Origin of the sequence: Ruegeria sp. HKCCE3926, assembly GCF_017872515.1 — a bacterium.
GTDB lineage: Bacteria > Pseudomonadota > Alphaproteobacteria > Rhodobacterales > Rhodobacteraceae > Ruegeria.
In genome coordinates this window covers 140,649-156,650 of the sequence record NZ_JAEDOU010000002.1, presented here as the reverse complement: position 1 = coordinate 156,650, position 16,002 = coordinate 140,649, and the positions used below count along the sequence as shown (strand labels likewise).

The window sequence follows — 16,002 nt, the reverse complement described above, 5'->3', positions numbered from 1 at the left end:
CGTTTCAATTATGGTGAAACACAAAACGCAATTCTGTCAAGAACTGCGTTTCGCTGCTATTTGCGCATGGACAATCCATTGTGGAACAGATGCACCTTGCCCGGTGAGGCCGTGACCGAGACCGTCTGGCCGCGCAGGTTCCGCTGAACCCCCGGAAGCTTTGCAATGACTGCATCCGCACCATCGGTTTTCTCAAAATACAGCAGCGTGACTTCGCCCAGGGCTTCGGTGAAATCCACCTTGCCGGACAGAATCGCGGAGTCTTCCGTCATCGCCAAATCTTCGGGGCGCACCCCGATATTGACCTTTTTCCCCAGGTCACTGTCTTCGGTTGGAACCGCGGATCTTGCAATCCCGCCTGATGACAGTTCAACGGTGGTCGTTTCGCCGGTTCCGGTGATTGTGCCGGACAGCAGGTTCATGGAAGGCGAACCGATGAACTGCGCAACAAACTCGTTGTCAGGCGCCTCATACAGTTCAAGCGGTGTCCCGACCTGCGCGATGCCCTTGTTGGCCAATACCACGATCCGACTGGCCAGTGTCATCGCCTCGACCTGATCGTGGGTCACGTAGATCATGGTGCTGTCAGGCATGGCCTCTTTCAGACGCGCGATCTCGATCCGCGTGGCCACCCGAAGTGCCGCGTCGAGGTTCGAGAGGGGTTCGTCGAACAGATACACCTTTGGGTCACGTACGATCGCGCGCCCGATGGCAACCCGTTGACGCTGCCCCCCGGAAAGAGCTTTTGGCAGGCGGTCCAGGAATGGTTCCAGCTGAAGGATTCGAGCGGCACGATCTACGGCAGCATCAATCTCGGCCGTGGGCATCTTCGCGATTTTCAGGGCAAAGGCCATGTTCTCGCGAACGGTCATGTGGGGATACAAGGCATAGCTTTGAAACACCATCGCGATGCCCCGCTGTGCAGGCGGAACATCGTTCATGACCTGCCCTTCGATTTCCAGCGTGCCGCCTGTAATCTTCTCCAACCCGGCGATCATCCGCAGCAGGGTGGACTTGCCGCATCCGGAAGGACCGACAAAAACGATCAGTTCGCCTTGTTCGATGTCGAGGTTGATGTTCTTCAAAACATCGACAGGGCCATAGGACTTGGCGACATCCGTTAGGTTGAGCTCAGACATGCTTTATCCCTTTTTTCTGTACATCAGGATGAACTGCGCCGCGTTCAGGACAACGTTGCCGCTTCCTTCGACACCGCCCAGGTCCTGACCCATGACCTGCCAACTGCCTTCGGGCAGCTTCAACGCGGCAGAATCCGTGCCCAGATTGAACGCGCAGAATATCTGCTCATGAGAATCCTCACGCACAAAAGACAGAATCGAACCCGTTTCCGTCATGCCGGTCTGCGCCCCCGTTGCCAAAGCAGGATGCGCATGCCGCAAGGCAATGGCGCGACGGTAGTGGTTCAACATCGAGCCTGGATCCGCCTCCAATCGGTCCACCGCCTGCCCGGCCTGCTGTGCGCTTACCGGCAGCCAGGGCTCTGCGGTGCTGAAACCCGATTGTTCATCTTGTGCTGCCCATACCATCGGTGTGCGGCAGCCGTCGCGGCCTTTGTATTCGGGCCAGAACTCGATGCCATAGGGGTCTTGCAGTTTCGCGAACGGCACATCCGCTTCGTGCAGGCCCAACTCCTCGCCCTGATAGAGGCAGGCAGAGCCGCGCAGGCACATCATGAGAACCGCGTGCTGGCGGGCTGCCGCGTCATCCAGATTCCAGCGCGAGACGTGACGCTGCACGTCGTGGTTGGAAAATGCCCAACATGGCCATGCGTCACCTGCCTTCGCTTCCAACTGGTCGAAAACGTGCTTGGTGTAAGTGGCCGTCAATGCACGTTTTTCCAGGAACTCGAAGGCATAGCACATGTGCATCCGCTTATCCCCGGATGTGTATTCGCCCATGATCTCGAGCCCACGCTGCGCATCTCCGACCTCGCCCAGACAAGCCCGGCCTTCATATTCGTCCGTCAAGGCCCGCAGTCTTTCGAGGAAGGCGATGTTCTCGGGCTGGCTTTTTGAAAACAGGTGGTCCTGATGGTTGTAGGGGTTCACGGCCGGTGCGATCGTGGCGTTGCGTTGATCCATCGGCAGCGCAGGATTGTCGCGCAGCGCCTTGTCGTGGAAATAGAAATTGATGGTATCCAGCCGAAAGCCATCCACTCCCAGATCAAGCCAGAACCGCGCCACGTCCAGCAACGCATCCTGAACATCCGGGCAGTGGAAATTCAGATCCGGCTGCGATGTCAGGAAGTTGTGCAGATAATATTGCAGCCGTCGGGCATCCCATTGCCAGGCCGAGCCGCCGAAGATCGAAAGCCAGTTGTTTGGTGGCGTGCCATCCGGCTTGGGGTCAGCCCACACATACCAATCGGATTTCGGGTTTTCACGGCTGCTGCGGCTTTCGCTGAACCAAGGGTGCTGGTCCGACGTGTGCGACAGAACCAGATCGATCATGATCTTCAACCCTTTGGCATGCGCCTGATCCAGAAGCTCTTTGAAGTCCTCAAGCGTTCCGAACATGGGGTCGACGTCGCGATAATCGCTGACGTCGTAACCAAAATCCTTCATCGGCGATTTGAAAAACGGCGAGATCCAGATTGCATCAACGCCCAGCGAGGCGATGTAATCCAGTCGCGCAGTGATGCCCTTCAAATCACCGATCCCATCCCCGTTGCTGTCCTGAAAACTGCGTGGGTAGATCTGATAGATCACACCACCGCGCCACCAGTCCGAAGACAGTTTCGTTGCTTCGCATTGTTCAGGGTTGTTCTGCACGTTCATCAGACGCCTCTATTTGACAGATCCGGCCAGCAGGCCCCGGACCAGGTATTTTTGCATTGCGAAGAAGACGACCAGCGGCACGAAGATCGAGACAAAGGCAGCGGTCGCAAGGATTTCCCAATTGCCGCCACGTGTACCCAGCAGTTCGACGATGCGGTTCGTCATCACGGTTGTCTGGCCGGTCGCGTCGATCAGGAAAACCTTGGCAACAAGCAGGTCATTCCATGTCCACAGGAACTGGAAAATCGCGAAAGACGCCAGCGCCGGGAAGCTGAGTGGCAGGATCAGTTTGGTAAAGATCTGAAACTCTGTGGCGCCATCGACGCGGGCGTTTTCGATCAGATCACGCGGCAATCCGGCCATGTAGTTGCGCAGCAGGTAAATCGCCAGGGGCATCCCAAACCCTGTATGCGCAAGCCAGACTCCCAGATAGCCTTTGCCGATCCCGATATTGAGGTGAAATTTCAGCAACGGGATCAAGGCCAATTGAAGCGGAACGACCAAAAGGCCAACAACGGCCGCAATCAGCAGGGCGCGCCCGGGAAACTCCATCCACGCCAGCGCATAAGCCGCAAAGGCGGCAACCAGAATCGGGATGATTGTTGCAGGGATGGTCACCGTCAGCGTGTTGAAGAACGCCTTGGCCATGCTGTCCGTACTGCTTTGATCTAGAAGAACCTTTCGGTAGTTTTCCAAAGTGAACTCGGGTGGCAGTTCCGCTGTTACGAAGATGCGCGCACCACGTTTCCCGGTGAATTCCTCGGTGTTTTCCATACGATAGTTGCCCGCCGCATCCACCGTGATCGTACCACCTCGGCGCAGCTCGGCTGTTTGGCCCGGTTCAAATGCATCAACCTCGCGCGAACTGATCCCCCATCTGGAAATCGTTGCTTGCTCATCTTCGCCGAACAACGCCCCCTGAATGACATACAGTCCGTTTTCCAGCACCTGCGTCTCGGGCGCGGCACTGCGAAGCGTCAGGTTTTGTTCAGAGGGAAACAGCGACCGCCACCAGCCGCTGGACGAAATCTGATCTGCCGTCCGAAAGGACGAAATCAACAAGCCAAGCGTAGGAATGACCCAAAGAGCCACCAGGAAGATGACTGACAGATGCACCACCCATCTGAGCGCTGGTTTGGTTCCGGCGATATCGCTCATGGCTTACTCCATCTCCTTGCGCGCGTTGCGCACGTTCCAGACGAGGATCGGCGTAACAAGCAACATGATCACCATGGCCGAGGCGGATCCGACGCCCCAGTCATTGGCCCGGAAAAGCTTGTCGTACATGTAGTTTGCCAGCACCTGCGTCTCCCACTGGCCGTTCGTCATGGCAAAGACGATGTCGAACACTTTGAGAACGGTGATCGTGATCGTCGTCCAAACAACAAGGATCGTGGTTTTGATCTGCGGTACCTTGATCTTGAAGAAGATCTGAAAGGGATTGGCCCCATCCAAAATGGCCGCCTCGATGGTTTCTTCGGGAATACCGCGCAAGGCCGCCGACAGGATGACCATCGCGAAACCCGTCTGTATCCAGATCAGGACAACCATCAGAAAGAAACTGTTCCAGAAGGGGATTGTTAACCAAGTGTTGGGTTCGGTTCCGCCGAAGAAGATGTACAGCGCGTTCAGGATGCCTATCTGGTCCTGTTCCGCTGGTCGCGCATCATAAACCAGTTTCCAGATCACCGATGCACCAACAAATGAAATGGCCATCGGCATGAAAATCAGGGATTTGGCAAAGTTGCCCCAGCGGATGCGGTCGGTCAGTTGCGCCACGAGAAGACCAAAAGCCGTTGACATGGCCGGCACGACGATCAGCCAGAACATGTTGTTGCGCATGGCTTCCCAAAACTTCGGCTCCGCCGCCATTTGGGTATAGTTGTCCAGGCCAACCCAACGGTATCCGCCACCGGGCACGCGTTCCGTAAGCGAAAGGCGCAAGGTTTCAACCACCGGATACGCCAGATACAGCCCCAATGCAGCAAGCGCCGGGAACAGAAACAACCACGGGCGGATCAAGTTCGCACGGTTGATGTTTCGGCCCGCCTTTGGCCCGCGCGGCGGAAACAGGACTTTGTCCAGAAACTGGTTGGAAAGATAGAAGTAGCCCACGCAACCCGACACGCCGATGGCGATCGTCAGCAGGCCTTGTAATGCGGGTGTCATGATACGCCCATCCGTTTGGCAAACGGGGCGGCCTCAGGACCGCCCCATGAGTTGGTCACTTGATTGCGTCCCAGGAGGCCTGGATTTCACGTGCCACGGTGGCTGCATCTTTTGCACCCGACGAGTAATCGACCATCCCGGTCCAGAACGTACCTGCCCCGACTGCACCGGGCATCAGGTCGGACCCGTCAAAGCGGAAGGTCGTTGCGTTGGTCAGAATTTCACCCTGTCCCCGCTGTGAATCATTCGAATAGTTCGCCGGGTCCGCACCCAGATGTGGCGTCAGGAAACCGTCCTGCGACATCATGATCTCATGGGCGAAAGGTGTCTTGAGGAACTCCAGAAAGGCTTCGGCAGCAGGGTTTGGGTTGGTGATTGTGAACAATGTCCCTGCCCCAAGTACCGGTGTCCCCAGGTCTTTTTCGGCATAAGCCGGGAAGTAGAAGAAATCAGCATCCACCCCCAATTCGGTGCCTTCCGGAAAATAGGCGGGAATAAACGAAGCCTGACGATGCATCATGCAAGCGGGCGGGCTATCGAAAAGACCTTTGGGGCTGTCACGGAAATCGATTGCCGCCGTGTCGTCTGCGTCACCTACGACATAGTCGTCATTCCGGGTAAAGCTGCCATATTCCTCAATCGCGGCTATGACGCGGGGATCATCGAACTTCATTTCGTTCGAAACCCATTGGTCATAGACTTCAGGTGGTTGCGTACGCAGCATAAGATCCTCGACCCAGTCCGTCGCAGGCCAACCCGTTGCGCCGCCCGAGGCCAGACCGACGCACAAAGGCGTCTCGCCGTCCTCGACCATCTGATCCATCAGAGCCTTGAATTCTTCCATGGTTTCGGGCACTTCATACCCAAAGTCTTCGAAGTTTTCGGGCACGTACCAAACCAGCGATTTGACGTTCACATTGAAGAAGAACCCGTAAAAATCGTCAGACCCTTCCGCGTCCTCAAACGTACCCAGATCGACCCAGGATTGTCCCGCGGCGAAGTTTTCCTTGATCCAGTCCGCAGTGCCTTCGGCCAATGGCGTCAGATAGCCCTGTTTTGCGAGGTTTGCCGCCAAACCAGGCTGCGGGAAAACAGTCAGATTCGGCGCCGAGCCTGCGGCCGCATCAATCAGGATCTGCTGTTCCAGAGAATCCGAACCCACATAGCTGGAATTCGCGCCTGTTGCCTCATCGAAATAGGCCACGAGGTTTTCGAAGGACTTGCCCTCGCCAGCCAGCCAGGGGCCGAAAATGGTCAGGCTTTCGCCGGACAGATCATTCGCTTCGGCAAAGGCCTGAAACCCATCCCAGTCAAAACTGCCCTCGCCGACGACGTGGATCATCTCACCCTCTGCCTGAACTGATCCGGCCATCAGGGCGAGTGCCGCCGCACCTGCGTAAAGCCCGTGTTTCATCAAATCCTCCTCCCAAGCTTTCATGTACTCAAAGACTCGCTTTCAAAGCGCTTTGGATGACGTGTGTTATCCGCTAACATCGGCACCCTGTCAATATTTTGCTTCCCAGCGCCAAAATAAATTATATTTTTTTGCTTTTAACGCAAAACAAGTTGACGGATGCCGTATTTGCTCACAAAACAAAAAAGAGCCACTCACTTTAAGGCGCTTTGAATCGTAAAATGAACCTGAAGCAGCTCTCGGAAGTTCTGGGCCTTTCGCAAACTACGGTCAGCCGGGCGCTGAACGGGTACCCCGAAGTGAGCGAGGACACACGTGCGCGCGTTCAAGCCGCGGCACGCAAACACGGGTACCGGCCGAACAGTCGCGCCAAAGGGCTTGCGACCGGACGATCGATGGTGATCGGCCACGTCATTCCCAGCTCGTCCCGGCATGAAATGGTCAACCCGATCTTCGGAGATTTCGTCGCCGGCGCCGCAAAGAAATACGCTGAACATGGCTATGACATGATGTTCACCAATGCCGACGACACTTCGATTGAAGAAGCGTATCGGAGTCTTTTTAAGCGCGGCGCGGTGGACGGAGTCGTGCTGCAAGGCCCTAAAGTAAACGAACCACGGATCGAAGTCCTGACCCGCATGGGCGTCCCATTCATCGTGCACGGACGCTCGACCGGCGTCGACGCTCAGTATGACTGGATCGACGTGAACAACAAAAGTTCGTTCATGCGCGCCACGCGCTTTCTGATTGACCTTGGCCATCGCCGTATCGCTCTGATCAACGGTCTGGAAGATATGGATTTTGCCCAACGCCGCCGCGACGGATATCTTGAGGCGCTTGGTCAGGCCGGGCTTGCGCCCGATGCAAATCTGATGCGCAGCGCTGAAATGACAGAGGTTTACGGCCATCACGAAACGCAGAACATGTTGCGCCTCGATTCCCCTCCGACCGCTATTTTGTGTTCATCGATGATCTCTGCCATCGGCGTACGGCGTGCGCTGTCCGAAAACGGGCTTGAGATGGGTACGGATGTGTCAGTGATCGCCCATGACGACGACCTGTCCTATTTGAAGAACGGGCAGGATGTTCCGATTTTCACGGCAACACGCTCATCCGTCCGTCAGGCGGGTGAAATGGCGGCTGACATGTTGATCCAGCGCATCAAATCCCCGAATGATCCCGTCAAAACCAGGCTGCTGGAGGCCGAGCTGGTCGTTGGTAGGTCAACCGGCCCTGCACCCAACAGGGTGCAACCATGAAATACGCACGCGCTGACTTTCCCAAAGATTTTCTCTTTGGTGTTGCCACTTCTGCGTACCAGATTGAAGGCCACGCACAGGGCGGGGCGGGGCGAACTCATTGGGATACCTTTGCGGCGTCGCCAGGCAACGTGGTGCGCGGGGAAAACGGAGACGTCGCATGCGATCACCTGAACCGGTTCGAGCAGGATTTCGATCTGGTGCGCGAGGCCGGGTTTGACTGTTATCGTTTTTCAACCAGCTGGGCACGCGTACTGCCCGACGGGCGTGGTCAGGTCAATCAGGCAGGGTTGGATTATTATGACCGATTGGCGGACGCCCTGCTGGAGCGCGGTATCCGCCCCTGTGTGACGCTTTATCATTGGGAATTGCCGTCAGCGCTTGCGGATCAGGGGGGATGGTGCAATCGCGACATCGCGGATTGGTTCGCGGATTATACACAGGTCATCATGGGTCGGATCGGAGACCGGATGTTCAGTGCCGCGCCGATCAACGAACCCTGGTGCGTCAGTTGGCTGAGCCATTTTGAAGGCCACCATGCGCCCGGTCTGCGCGATATCCGCGCCGCGGCCCGGGCGATGCATCACGTTTTGTTGGCCCACGGGCGGGCCATTCAGACCATGCGCAGTCTTGGGATGAGCAATCTGGGTGCCGTGTTCAACCTCGAATGGTCCGAGCCCGCGGATGACAGCGCAGATGCGCGGCTTGCGGCAGATCGCTACGATGCGATCTACAACCGGTTCTTCCTTGGCGGTGTTTTCAACAAGGAATATCCCCAAATAGCCCTGGAGGGGTTGGAGCCGCACTTGCCCAAGGGCTGGCAGAACGACTTTGAAACCATCGGCACACAAGTCGATTGGTGCGGGTTGAACTACTATACCCGAAAGTTGATAGCCCCGGCGGACACCGCTTGGCCCAGCCTGCAAGAGGTTACCGGACCGTTACCCAAAACGCAGATGGGATGGGAAATCGATCCCTCTGCCCTAACCCACTTTCTTGTCAGAGCAAGGAAAGACTATACGGGCGCCCTGCCAATCTATATCACCGAAAACGGTATGGCGAGTGAGGAGCGCGTGCAGGACGATGATCGTATCGATTATCTCGACAAGCACCTTGCGGCCGTACTGGACGCTTTGGCACAAGGTGTTCCGGTGGATGGCTATTTTGTCTGGTCGCTGCTGGACAATTATGAATGGGCCTTCGGGTACGAGAAGAGGTTTGGACTGGTGGACGTGGATTTCGAAACACTTGCGAGAACGCCCAAAGCGTCTTTCATGGCGCTGAAATCCGCCCTGTCCGGGGGTCAGAGTGTCTCTCAGCCGTTAGCGCAACCATTCGGTGCCGTGCATGAGCATTGGAACCTGGTTGCGGATATCGGCGGTACGAACACACGTCTGGGCGTTGTTACGAACGGAGAATTGGCAGATCTTCGGAAACACCCGACGGGGACATTGGAAGATCTGCTCGAGGCGTTCCATGACCTCAGGGACGAGATCGGAACCAACCCACAGGCCGTCGTAGCAGCCGGAGCCGGGCCGGTCAGGGACGGAACGATTCAGTTGACCAACGCGAACCTGGATCTTTCGGAAACCGAGCTGACGAAAGCAACAGGAGCAGAGCGCACTTTTGTCATAAATGATTTCACCGCTGCGGCGTGGTCAGTGGCCGAGGTGACTCGGTCGGATGTTGCGGTCTTGCAGGGTCAGGCGACGCCGCCCGCAGGCACACGGCTGGTTGTAGGGCCCGGAACCGGGCTTGGCGTTGGTGCTTTGCTTTTTTCCGAAGGCAGGTATCACACGGTCTCCGGCGAAGGCGGGCACGTGGGCCTGTACCCGCGCCATCGCGACGAAGTTGATATCTTTGAGGCGGCACGTCGCATCGCACCGGGCTGTTTCTTTGGCGACAGCCTGGCGCTTGAAGCAGAAATGTTCCTGAGCGGAACCGGCCTGCCGATCCTGTATCAGGCGGTTGAATTGGCAGCCGGTCAGGCGCGGACTCAGGCGCGCTCTGCAAAGGACATTCTGAACGATGCCCGCAACGGCACCGATCTGGTCGCCGAAAAAGCAGCGCAGATTTTTACCACCCATCTGGGTGCTTTGATGGGTGATCTGGCGGTCACCTTGATGCCAGAGGGAGGCGTTTTCCTCGTCGGCGGCGTTGCCGAGAAAAACCGCTGGCTATTCAGCGACAACTTCAAGGATGCGTTCAACGGCGGCGGCCGCTTCAGCGATTTGCGCCGTTCCCTGAACCTTTACGTGTCTGAACAGGCAGAGTTCGGGATCATCGGCGCAAACAACTTCTGCAAGAACGCGCTGAGACAGCAACCAGACTGACCGAATTCTCTGTACCAAGAAGGACCAAGACATGATCCTGTGCTGTGGTGAAGCGCTGATAGATATGATTTCAGAACCGACCGCATCGGGCGCAATTGGTTTTGTGCCACATACTGGTGGTGCAGTTCTGAACACAGCCGTCGCGATGGGACGTCTGGGTGTTCCGGTTGGGATGCTGACAGGTTTGTCATCGGACATGTTCGGCCAGCAACTGATCGATGCGCTGAAAGCGAGCCATGTGGACACGACACATGTCATCATCTCGGACCGCCCTACCACGCTTGCCTTTGTGCAGCTCTCGGATAAACACGCGTCTTACAGCTTTGTTGATGAAAACACCGCAGGCCGGATGTTGCTGCCCGAGGACATGCCAGATCAGCTTCCCGCTGTCTCTGCCCTGTATCTCGGCGGAATCAGCCTTGCGTGTGAACCTTGCGCAGATGCATATGCCGCCCTTCTGGACCGCCACGGTTCCGACCGTGCGGTGATGCTGGACCCGAATATTCGCCCGGATTTCATCAAGGATCAAACCCGGTTTCGGACGCGTTTGAACCGCATGATCTCGCGTGCGGATATCGTAAAGGTTTCAGACGAGGACCTGGATTGGATCATTCCGGGCGCTGAATCCGAAGCCGCAAAAGCGTCTGTGCTGTTGCAGGCGGGTCCTTCCGTTGTCATCGTCACGCGCGGCAGTGACGGGGCGCACGGTTACCTGGCGGATGGTTCCGAAGTTTCGGTTCCCGTGAAACCCGTTGAAGTGGTCGATACGATCGGCGCAGGTGACACGTTCAACGCCGGCGTTCTGACCGAGCTCAGCCGCGCAGGGCATCTGACCAAGTCAGGTCTGCGCGGATTGACGGTTGAAAGCCTGCAAGCAGCCATGGAACTGGGCGCTGACGTGGCGGCCGTGACCGTTTCCCGAGCCGGGGCAGAACCCCCCTGGGCGCACGAACTTTGATCTGTGGGACGGCATGATGAAACGATCCGAAATCAACCGTATCAAGACCCGGGCACAGGCGTTCATTCAGTCCTTCGGTGCCGTGTTGCCACCCTTTGCGGATTGGTCGCCCGAGAAAATGCGCAGCCCTCTGGCCGAAACGATCCGCAGCCGCGGGCTGGGATGGGACATTACCGATTACGCCCAGGGCCGTTTTGATGAACTTGGACTGTTTCTATTCACTTTGCGCAATGGTGAGGCGAAGGATCTGAAATCCGGGCGCGGGATGCTCTATGCGGAAAAACTGTTGATCTCGAGAGAAAATCAGCTTTCTCCGATGCACCGGCATATCATCAAGGCAGAAGACATCATCAACCGGGGCGGCGGCGATCTCGTTCTGGAAATCCATGCGTCAGATCCAAACGGTGGCGTCGACCGCGACAACCCGGTGACGGTCCCAAGCGATGCCTGCCCTGTAACCTTGCAACCCGAAGAGCACTTGCGGCTGAAGCCGGGGCAAAGCGTAACTCTGATGCCCGGCATCTGGCACGCTTTCTGGGCCGAGCGCGGCGATTGCCTTATTGGCGAGGTATCGACCGTGAATGACGACCGTACGGACAATGTGTTTGAAAAGCCAATCCCACGGTTTTCAAAGGTTGAGGAAGATACCGAACCGGATTTTCTTCTTGTATCAGACTATTGACACCGTTCGGTCCGGGCTGGCGCACCAGGATCGCTGGCTCAACCGTTGCAATTCCGTCCACCACCCTTTCGCCTGCCGCTTGACAAGTCAGGCGTAGCCGGACTAGCTGAGCGGGATGGTTCCGTAAGGGATGAAAATGGGAACACGGTGCGGCGCTGGAATGTGCCAAGTCCGTGACTGCCCCCGCAACTGTAAGCGGTGAGCGACGCCACTTCACCACTGACCCAAAAGGGTTGGGAAGGTCGGCCAAGCAACGACCCGCAAGTCAGGAGACCTGCCATCACACTATGAACCAACCCGAGGCGGGGCGTCTCGGAAGGAGGCTTGATGGCGCGTTTGCGTAATATCCGGGTATGTGCCCTCTGTCTGCATCTGGCAAACGACGGAGAAGGCAATGACCTGCTATTCTGATCACTACGTTCTGATCTGTTCAACATGTCAGGGGACGATGTCTGCCGAAGCCGCGCAAGACGCGCTGGATGCCCGGTTGCCTGACGGTTTTGAAACCCGAATGGTGGCCTGCATGGCAGGTTGTGAACGGGCCATGACCGTCGGATTTCAGGCCCCGGGCAAAGCGCAGTACCTGTTTGGCGATATCACGACATCCCGCGATCTGTCTGCCTTGGTCGAATTTGCGATCCAGTTCGGCGACAGCGACGACGGCTGGACCAGTGCCTCGGACCGCCCCCCTGCCCTTTTCGCAAAGACCTTATCGCGAATTCCCGCGTTGCCTTTCGGGGGGTCATCATGAGTTTTCTGATTGCAGAGAATTTGGAATACTACGCGCTCAATGGCGACATCCTGTTGCAGGATGTGTCCTTTCGTCTGGAAGAAGGATCAATTCTGGCAATCGCCGGGCCGAACGGCGCCGGCAAAACCACTCTGCTGAAACTGCTGTGCGGGATTGAACGGATTGCGTTGGGCGATGTTTGGATAGAAGGACAAAGCCTTCGGACCCTGTCCGCCCGCCAACGTGCCCGCTCCATTGCTGTGGTCGGGCAGCAGGAAATGCCCGACGGGCGGATGCGCCTGCAAGACTACGTTGCGCTGGGGCAAATCCCGATTCAGGGCGAACGTTCGGTGACTCAGCACAGGGCTGATCTTGAACGGGTGCTGACGACGACCGAGCTGTTGCATTTTGCCAACAAAACGATGGGTCAACTGTCCGGCGGAGAACGTCAGCGCGCGCACATCGCGCGCGCGCTGGCCCAGAACCCGTCCTTGCTGTTTCTGGACGAGCCAACCAACCATCTGGACCCCGATGCCAAGGGGCACATGCTGTCTCTGGTCGCTGATCTGGGGGTAACGGTCGTCATGATCGTCCATGATCTGGTCATGATCCCGGAATTCGCCACCCATGTGGCGTTGATGAAAGCCACGCGCCTGACGGGGTTCGGGCCTGTTGGCGAAGTTCTGACCCCAGACCGGGTAAGTGAGACATTCGGCGTGGATTATCTGTGCTTTCAGCACGAAGGCCGCATGATCCCCGCACTGGACATCCGAAAACGGAAATTGTCATAATAACAGGAGCTTACATATGATGCAGAAACTCTGGCCGGTGGTTGTCTTCGCTGGCTTCGCAGGTGGCGTGGCAGCGGAAGCCGTCACCGTGGACAATTGCGGCGAACCGCTGGTTTTTGACTCGGCGCCGGAACGTCTGGTCGTGCATGATATGAACATGGCGGATATGGCCTTTGCACTCGGCCTTCAGGACAAGATCGTGGGACTTACCGGGATTTCGGGCTGGTACAAAACCAGCCCTGACTTTGATGCTCAGCGCGGCGACATCCCAGAGCTTGCCCCCAAGTACCCGACGATTGAAAACCTTGTGGCCGTCGAACCTGATCTGTTTTTTGCCGGTTGGTACTATGGCATGAAACCCGGCGGAGATGTCACGCCCGACACGCTGGAACCCTTTGGTATCAAGACCATGATCCTGACCGAAAGCTGCGTGCATCTGGACGAGGATCGCCCCGAATCCAGCATGAACCTGTTGTTTGATGACGTTCTGCGCCTGGGCAAGGTCATGCAGGTCGAAGACAAGGCCGAGGCGCTGGTTGCCGGCTGGAAGGACAAGTTGTCCGCCATTCAAGCAAAAACAGCCGATCTGGAAAAGCCGCGGGTATTCCTGTTGGACGGACCGGCCGATGCTCCGTTTACCGCCGGCAAGTTCGCCATTCCCGATGCGATGATCGCAGCCGCTGGCGGTGAGAACGCAACTCATGATCTGGATACCAGCTGGGGCCGCACGTCGTGGGAAGCTGTGGCAGCGGCTAACCCGGAATTTCTGGTGCTGCTCGACTATCAGTCCGGCAACGGCGCAGAGGACACTTTCCAGTTCCTCAAGGATCACCCGGTGATGTCACAAACGGACGCGGTAAAGAACGAGCGCTGGATTGGCCTGCGTTACGAAGAGCTGACTCCCGGCCCGGCAAATATCGAGGCGATCGAGAAGATGGCACAGGCGATGCACCCGGAGACCAACTGATATGGTCCAATTGGGCCGTTTGATAGTGCTGGGGGCGGTTGTTCTGACCGCCCTTTTGCTGTTGTCGATCGTCTATGGGACCACCCCAATCCCCGTGCGCGAAGTCTTTTCGGCCATCGGCCTCGGAACCGGTATGGTGGAAGGAGACATGTCGCCCTTGCACCGGATCGTCTTCGACCTTCGCCTGCCCCGCGCCCTGTTTGCCGCCGTGATTGGTGCGGGGCTGGGCGTCGTTGGTGTCGTTCTGCAAACAACGACGCGAAACGATCTGGCAGATCCGTTTCTGTTCGGTCTGTCCTCGGGTGCTGCTGCCGGCGCCGTTCTGGTGATCACCGTCACAGGGGATGTCCTGGGAATCTGGACGTTGCCGCTGGCAGCATTTTGCGGTGGCCTGATCGCGTCCGGCATTGTTCTGGCGCTGGTTCAGGGCTTGCGTACGAGCGCACCCGAAAAACTGATCCTGGCTGGCCTGGCGGTGTCCTTTCTGTTTTCCGCAATCACCAACTACCTTATTTTCTCTGGCGACAATCGCGCGGCTCATTCGGTGATATTCTGGATGCTTGGCGGCCTGGGACTGGCAAGATGGGAAACATTCCCGCTTGTCCTGATCGGACTGGGCCTGATCCTGAGCTATTCACTTTATCGCAGTCGGTGGCTTGACGCGCTGCTGACCGGGGATTTCACAGCCTCGTCACTGGGTATTCCCGTTCAAGGTCTGCGGTTCAGCATGTTTTTCGTTGCCGCTTTGGCGACGGCCAGTTTCGTTTCAGTTGCCGGTGTCATCGGCTTTGTCGGGCTGATGGTGCCTCATATTGCACGCGGCATCGCCGGTACTCTGCACCGAAACCTGCTGATTGTCTCGGCGATCGTGGGCGCGATTCTGCTGACATTGTCCGATATCTTGTCACGCCTTCTTCTGGCCCCGCAGGAGTTGCCCGTCGGAATCGTCACAACGTCAATAGGATCACTTTTTGTCTTTTTGTATTTGTTCAAATCTGATCGCGGAAGCTAGTTTTCCAAGGTTGCGCAACACTGTCATTTCTCAGCATTGATGAGGTCAAGCAGTTCAGCATGCAGTTCAGGGGTTGCGGCGGAAACGACCGCGCCATCTGAATCGAGGGCCAACGCATGCCCGTGCCAATCGGTCATCACTCCGCCAGCAGCCGTGATCAGAGGTGAAAGCGCCAGATAGTCATAAGGTTGCAGATCGTAATCCACCACAGCATCGACATGGCCCGAAGCAAGCAAGGCATGGGGGTAACAATCATAGGCAAATCGGCGCGTCTGCCCTGCATTCATCAACCGGTTGAACAGGTCAGGATGGTCGCAAAAAATCTTGTCGCCTTCATTCACATACAAAACTGAATGATCCAGACGCGTGGTGTGCGACACCTCTATCGGCCGCCCGTTCAGGCTGGCCCCGTTACCAACCACACCCAAATAGGTCTCATGCAAGGCCGGCATTCCGACCAGCCCCAACCGAGGGCGCCCATCCACAAGGTGCGCCAAAAGGAACCCGAACAAAGGATGGCCGGACAGAAACGAACGGGTTCCGTCAATCGGGTCAATCACCCACATATGACGCCCGTCGCCTGCTTCTTGCCCGTGCTCTTCGCCAAAGATGCCGTGTCCGGGAAAATGCTGTTTCAGGTAGGTACGTACTTCTGCCTCAACTGCCTTGTCGGCCTGCGTCACCGGGCTTTCATCCTGTTTGAATTCAATGCCCAAAGACCCCCGAAAAAAATGCATCGCGGATTCCGAGGCAATATCAGCAATCTTCATCGCATGCTCAGTCAACGCATCTGGGGTTACCATTTCCGGTCCTTTCGGCTGAAGTCATCCAATCTCCGACGGATGAAAGGTTGTTTACCCTGAAAGCTGAATGAGAAGTCTTGCAGTTC

Annotated in this window: 14 protein-coding genes, 1 pseudogene and 1 riboswitch; of the genes and pseudogenes, 9 read left to right on the top strand and 6 right to left on the bottom strand. The window is 57.0% G+C overall.

The genetic code is table 11. The features are described 5' to 3' along the window. Positions 1 to 56 precede the first annotated feature (56 nt). The 5 genes from ugpC to I9184_RS08920 are packed head-to-tail and all read right to left on the bottom strand — an operon-like array spanning position 57 to position 6,381. Positions 57 to 1,139 carry a sn-glycerol-3-phosphate ABC transporter ATP-binding protein UgpC gene (gene ugpC / locus I9184_RS08940; protein WP_209833894.1) on the bottom strand — a complete coding sequence of 361 codons (1,083 nt, stop codon included), beginning with the start codon at positions 1,137 to 1,139 and terminating at the stop codon, positions 57 to 59. 3 nt (positions 1,140 to 1,142) lie between these two features. Further along, a complete protein-coding gene (locus tag I9184_RS08935) occupies positions 1,143 to 2,798 on the bottom strand; it encodes an alpha-glucosidase (RefSeq protein ID WP_209833892.1) in 1,656 nt (551 codons plus the stop codon). A gap of 9 nt (positions 2,799 to 2,807) precedes the next feature. Further along, positions 2,808 to 3,956 carry a carbohydrate ABC transporter permease gene (locus I9184_RS08930; RefSeq protein WP_171636140.1) on the bottom strand — a complete coding sequence of 383 codons (1,149 nt, stop codon included), beginning with the start codon at positions 3,954 to 3,956 and terminating at the stop codon, positions 2,808 to 2,810. A gap of 3 nt (positions 3,957 to 3,959) precedes the next feature. Continuing rightward, a complete protein-coding gene (locus tag I9184_RS08925) occupies positions 3,960 to 4,967 on the bottom strand; it encodes a sugar ABC transporter permease (RefSeq protein ID WP_171723788.1) in 1,008 nt (335 codons plus the stop codon). Between the two features lie 55 nt (positions 4,968 to 5,022). Beyond that, a complete protein-coding gene (locus tag I9184_RS08920) occupies positions 5,023 to 6,381 on the bottom strand; it encodes an ABC transporter substrate-binding protein (protein ID WP_209833891.1) in 1,359 nt (452 codons plus the stop codon). A 221-nt stretch (positions 6,382 to 6,602) separates the two neighbouring features. Here I9184_RS08920 and I9184_RS08915 point away from each other — a divergent pair, with 221 nt between their 5' ends. From I9184_RS08915 to I9184_RS08880, 9 genes and pseudogenes are all read left to right on the top strand, one after another. Continuing rightward, positions 6,603 to 7,640, top strand: coding sequence for a substrate-binding domain-containing protein (locus tag I9184_RS08915; RefSeq protein WP_171723790.1), 1,038 nt, complete (start codon positions 6,603 to 6,605; stop codon positions 7,638 to 7,640). Continuing rightward, positions 7,637 to 8,938: pseudogene (locus I9184_RS20880) on the top strand (GH1 family beta-glucosidase); the annotation flags it as partial. The gene I9184_RS08915 and the pseudogene I9184_RS20880, both read left to right, overlap by 4 nt. Continuing rightward, on the top strand, positions 8,915 to 9,973 hold the full coding sequence (locus I9184_RS20875; protein ID WP_245218070.1) for an ROK family protein: 1,059 nt from the start codon (positions 8,915 to 8,917) through the stop codon (positions 9,971 to 9,973). The pseudogene I9184_RS20880 and the gene I9184_RS20875, both read left to right, overlap by 24 nt. Before the next feature lie 31 nt (positions 9,974 to 10,004). After that, positions 10,005 to 10,931, top strand: coding sequence for a carbohydrate kinase (locus tag I9184_RS08905; protein ID WP_209833887.1), 927 nt, complete (start codon positions 10,005 to 10,007; stop codon positions 10,929 to 10,931). 16 nt (positions 10,932 to 10,947) lie between these two features. Continuing rightward, complete coding sequence (locus tag I9184_RS08900) at positions 10,948 to 11,613, top strand: D-lyxose/D-mannose family sugar isomerase (protein ID WP_209833885.1); 666 nt, start codon at positions 10,948 to 10,950, stop codon at positions 11,611 to 11,613. Positions 11,614 to 11,712: 99 nt separating this feature from the next. After that, positions 11,713 to 11,910: riboswitch (cobalamin riboswitch) on the top strand. Positions 11,911 to 12,007: 97 nt separating this feature from the next. Then, a complete protein-coding gene (locus I9184_RS08895) occupies positions 12,008 to 12,364 on the top strand; it encodes a DUF1636 domain-containing protein (RefSeq protein ID WP_171636155.1) in 357 nt (118 codons plus the stop codon). Continuing rightward, positions 12,361 to 13,134 (top strand): ABC transporter ATP-binding protein, encoded by a 774-nt coding sequence (locus I9184_RS08890; RefSeq protein ID WP_209833883.1) that lies wholly within the window; start codon positions 12,361 to 12,363, stop codon positions 13,132 to 13,134. The genes I9184_RS08895 and I9184_RS08890 overlap by 4 nt, the downstream gene beginning before the upstream one ends. Positions 13,135 to 13,150: 16 nt before the next feature. Continuing rightward, positions 13,151 to 14,101, top strand: coding sequence for an ABC transporter substrate-binding protein (locus tag I9184_RS08885; RefSeq protein WP_245218055.1), 951 nt, complete (start codon positions 13,151 to 13,153; stop codon positions 14,099 to 14,101). Between the two features lies 1 nt (position 14,102). Beyond that, positions 14,103 to 15,113, top strand: coding sequence for an iron ABC transporter permease (locus I9184_RS08880; protein WP_171636159.1), 1,011 nt, complete (start codon positions 14,103 to 14,105; stop codon positions 15,111 to 15,113). Positions 15,114 to 15,136: 23 nt separating this feature from the next. Here the strand turns inward: I9184_RS08880 and I9184_RS08875 are convergent, their stop codons facing one another. Further along, a complete protein-coding gene (locus I9184_RS08875) occupies positions 15,137 to 15,916 on the bottom strand; it encodes an inositol monophosphatase family protein (protein WP_209833881.1) in 780 nt (259 codons plus the stop codon). Positions 15,917 to 16,002 lie beyond the last annotated feature (86 nt).

Bases quoted from the DNA above. Each gene is read 5' to 3' on its own strand.
- I9184_RS08935 (WP_209833892.1), bottom strand. From the start codon at position 2,798: ATGAACGTGCAGAACAACCCTGAACAATGCGAAGCAACGAAACTGTCT.
- I9184_RS08895 (WP_171636155.1), top strand. From the start codon at position 12,008: ATGACCTGCTATTCTGATCACTACGTTCTGATCTGTTCAACATGTCAG.
- I9184_RS20875 (WP_245218070.1), top strand. From the start codon at position 8,915: ATGGCGCTGAAATCCGCCCTGTCCGGGGGTCAGAGTGTCTCTCAGCCG.
- I9184_RS08905 (WP_209833887.1), top strand. From the start codon at position 10,005: ATGATCCTGTGCTGTGGTGAAGCGCTGATAGATATGATTTCAGAACCG.
- I9184_RS08930 (WP_171636140.1), bottom strand. From the start codon at position 3,956: ATGAGCGATATCGCCGGAACCAAACCAGCGCTCAGATGGGTGGTGCAT.
- I9184_RS08890 (WP_209833883.1), top strand. From the start codon at position 12,361: ATGAGTTTTCTGATTGCAGAGAATTTGGAATACTACGCGCTCAATGGC.
- I9184_RS08880 (WP_171636159.1), top strand. From the start codon at position 14,103: ATGGTCCAATTGGGCCGTTTGATAGTGCTGGGGGCGGTTGTTCTGACC.
- I9184_RS08875 (WP_209833881.1), bottom strand. From the start codon at position 15,916: ATGGTAACCCCAGATGCGTTGACTGAGCATGCGATGAAGATTGCTGAT.
- I9184_RS08915 (WP_171723790.1), top strand. From the start codon at position 6,603: ATGAACCTGAAGCAGCTCTCGGAAGTTCTGGGCCTTTCGCAAACTACG.
- I9184_RS08920 (WP_209833891.1), bottom strand. From the start codon at position 6,381: ATGAAACACGGGCTTTACGCAGGTGCGGCGGCACTCGCCCTGATGGCC.
- I9184_RS08925 (WP_171723788.1), bottom strand. From the start codon at position 4,967: ATGACACCCGCATTACAAGGCCTGCTGACGATCGCCATCGGCGTGTCG.
- I9184_RS08900 (WP_209833885.1), top strand. From the start codon at position 10,948: ATGAAACGATCCGAAATCAACCGTATCAAGACCCGGGCACAGGCGTTC.
- ugpC (WP_209833894.1), bottom strand. From the start codon at position 1,139: ATGTCTGAGCTCAACCTAACGGATGTCGCCAAGTCCTATGGCCCTGTC.
- I9184_RS08885 (WP_245218055.1), top strand. From the start codon at position 13,151: ATGATGCAGAAACTCTGGCCGGTGGTTGTCTTCGCTGGCTTCGCAGGT.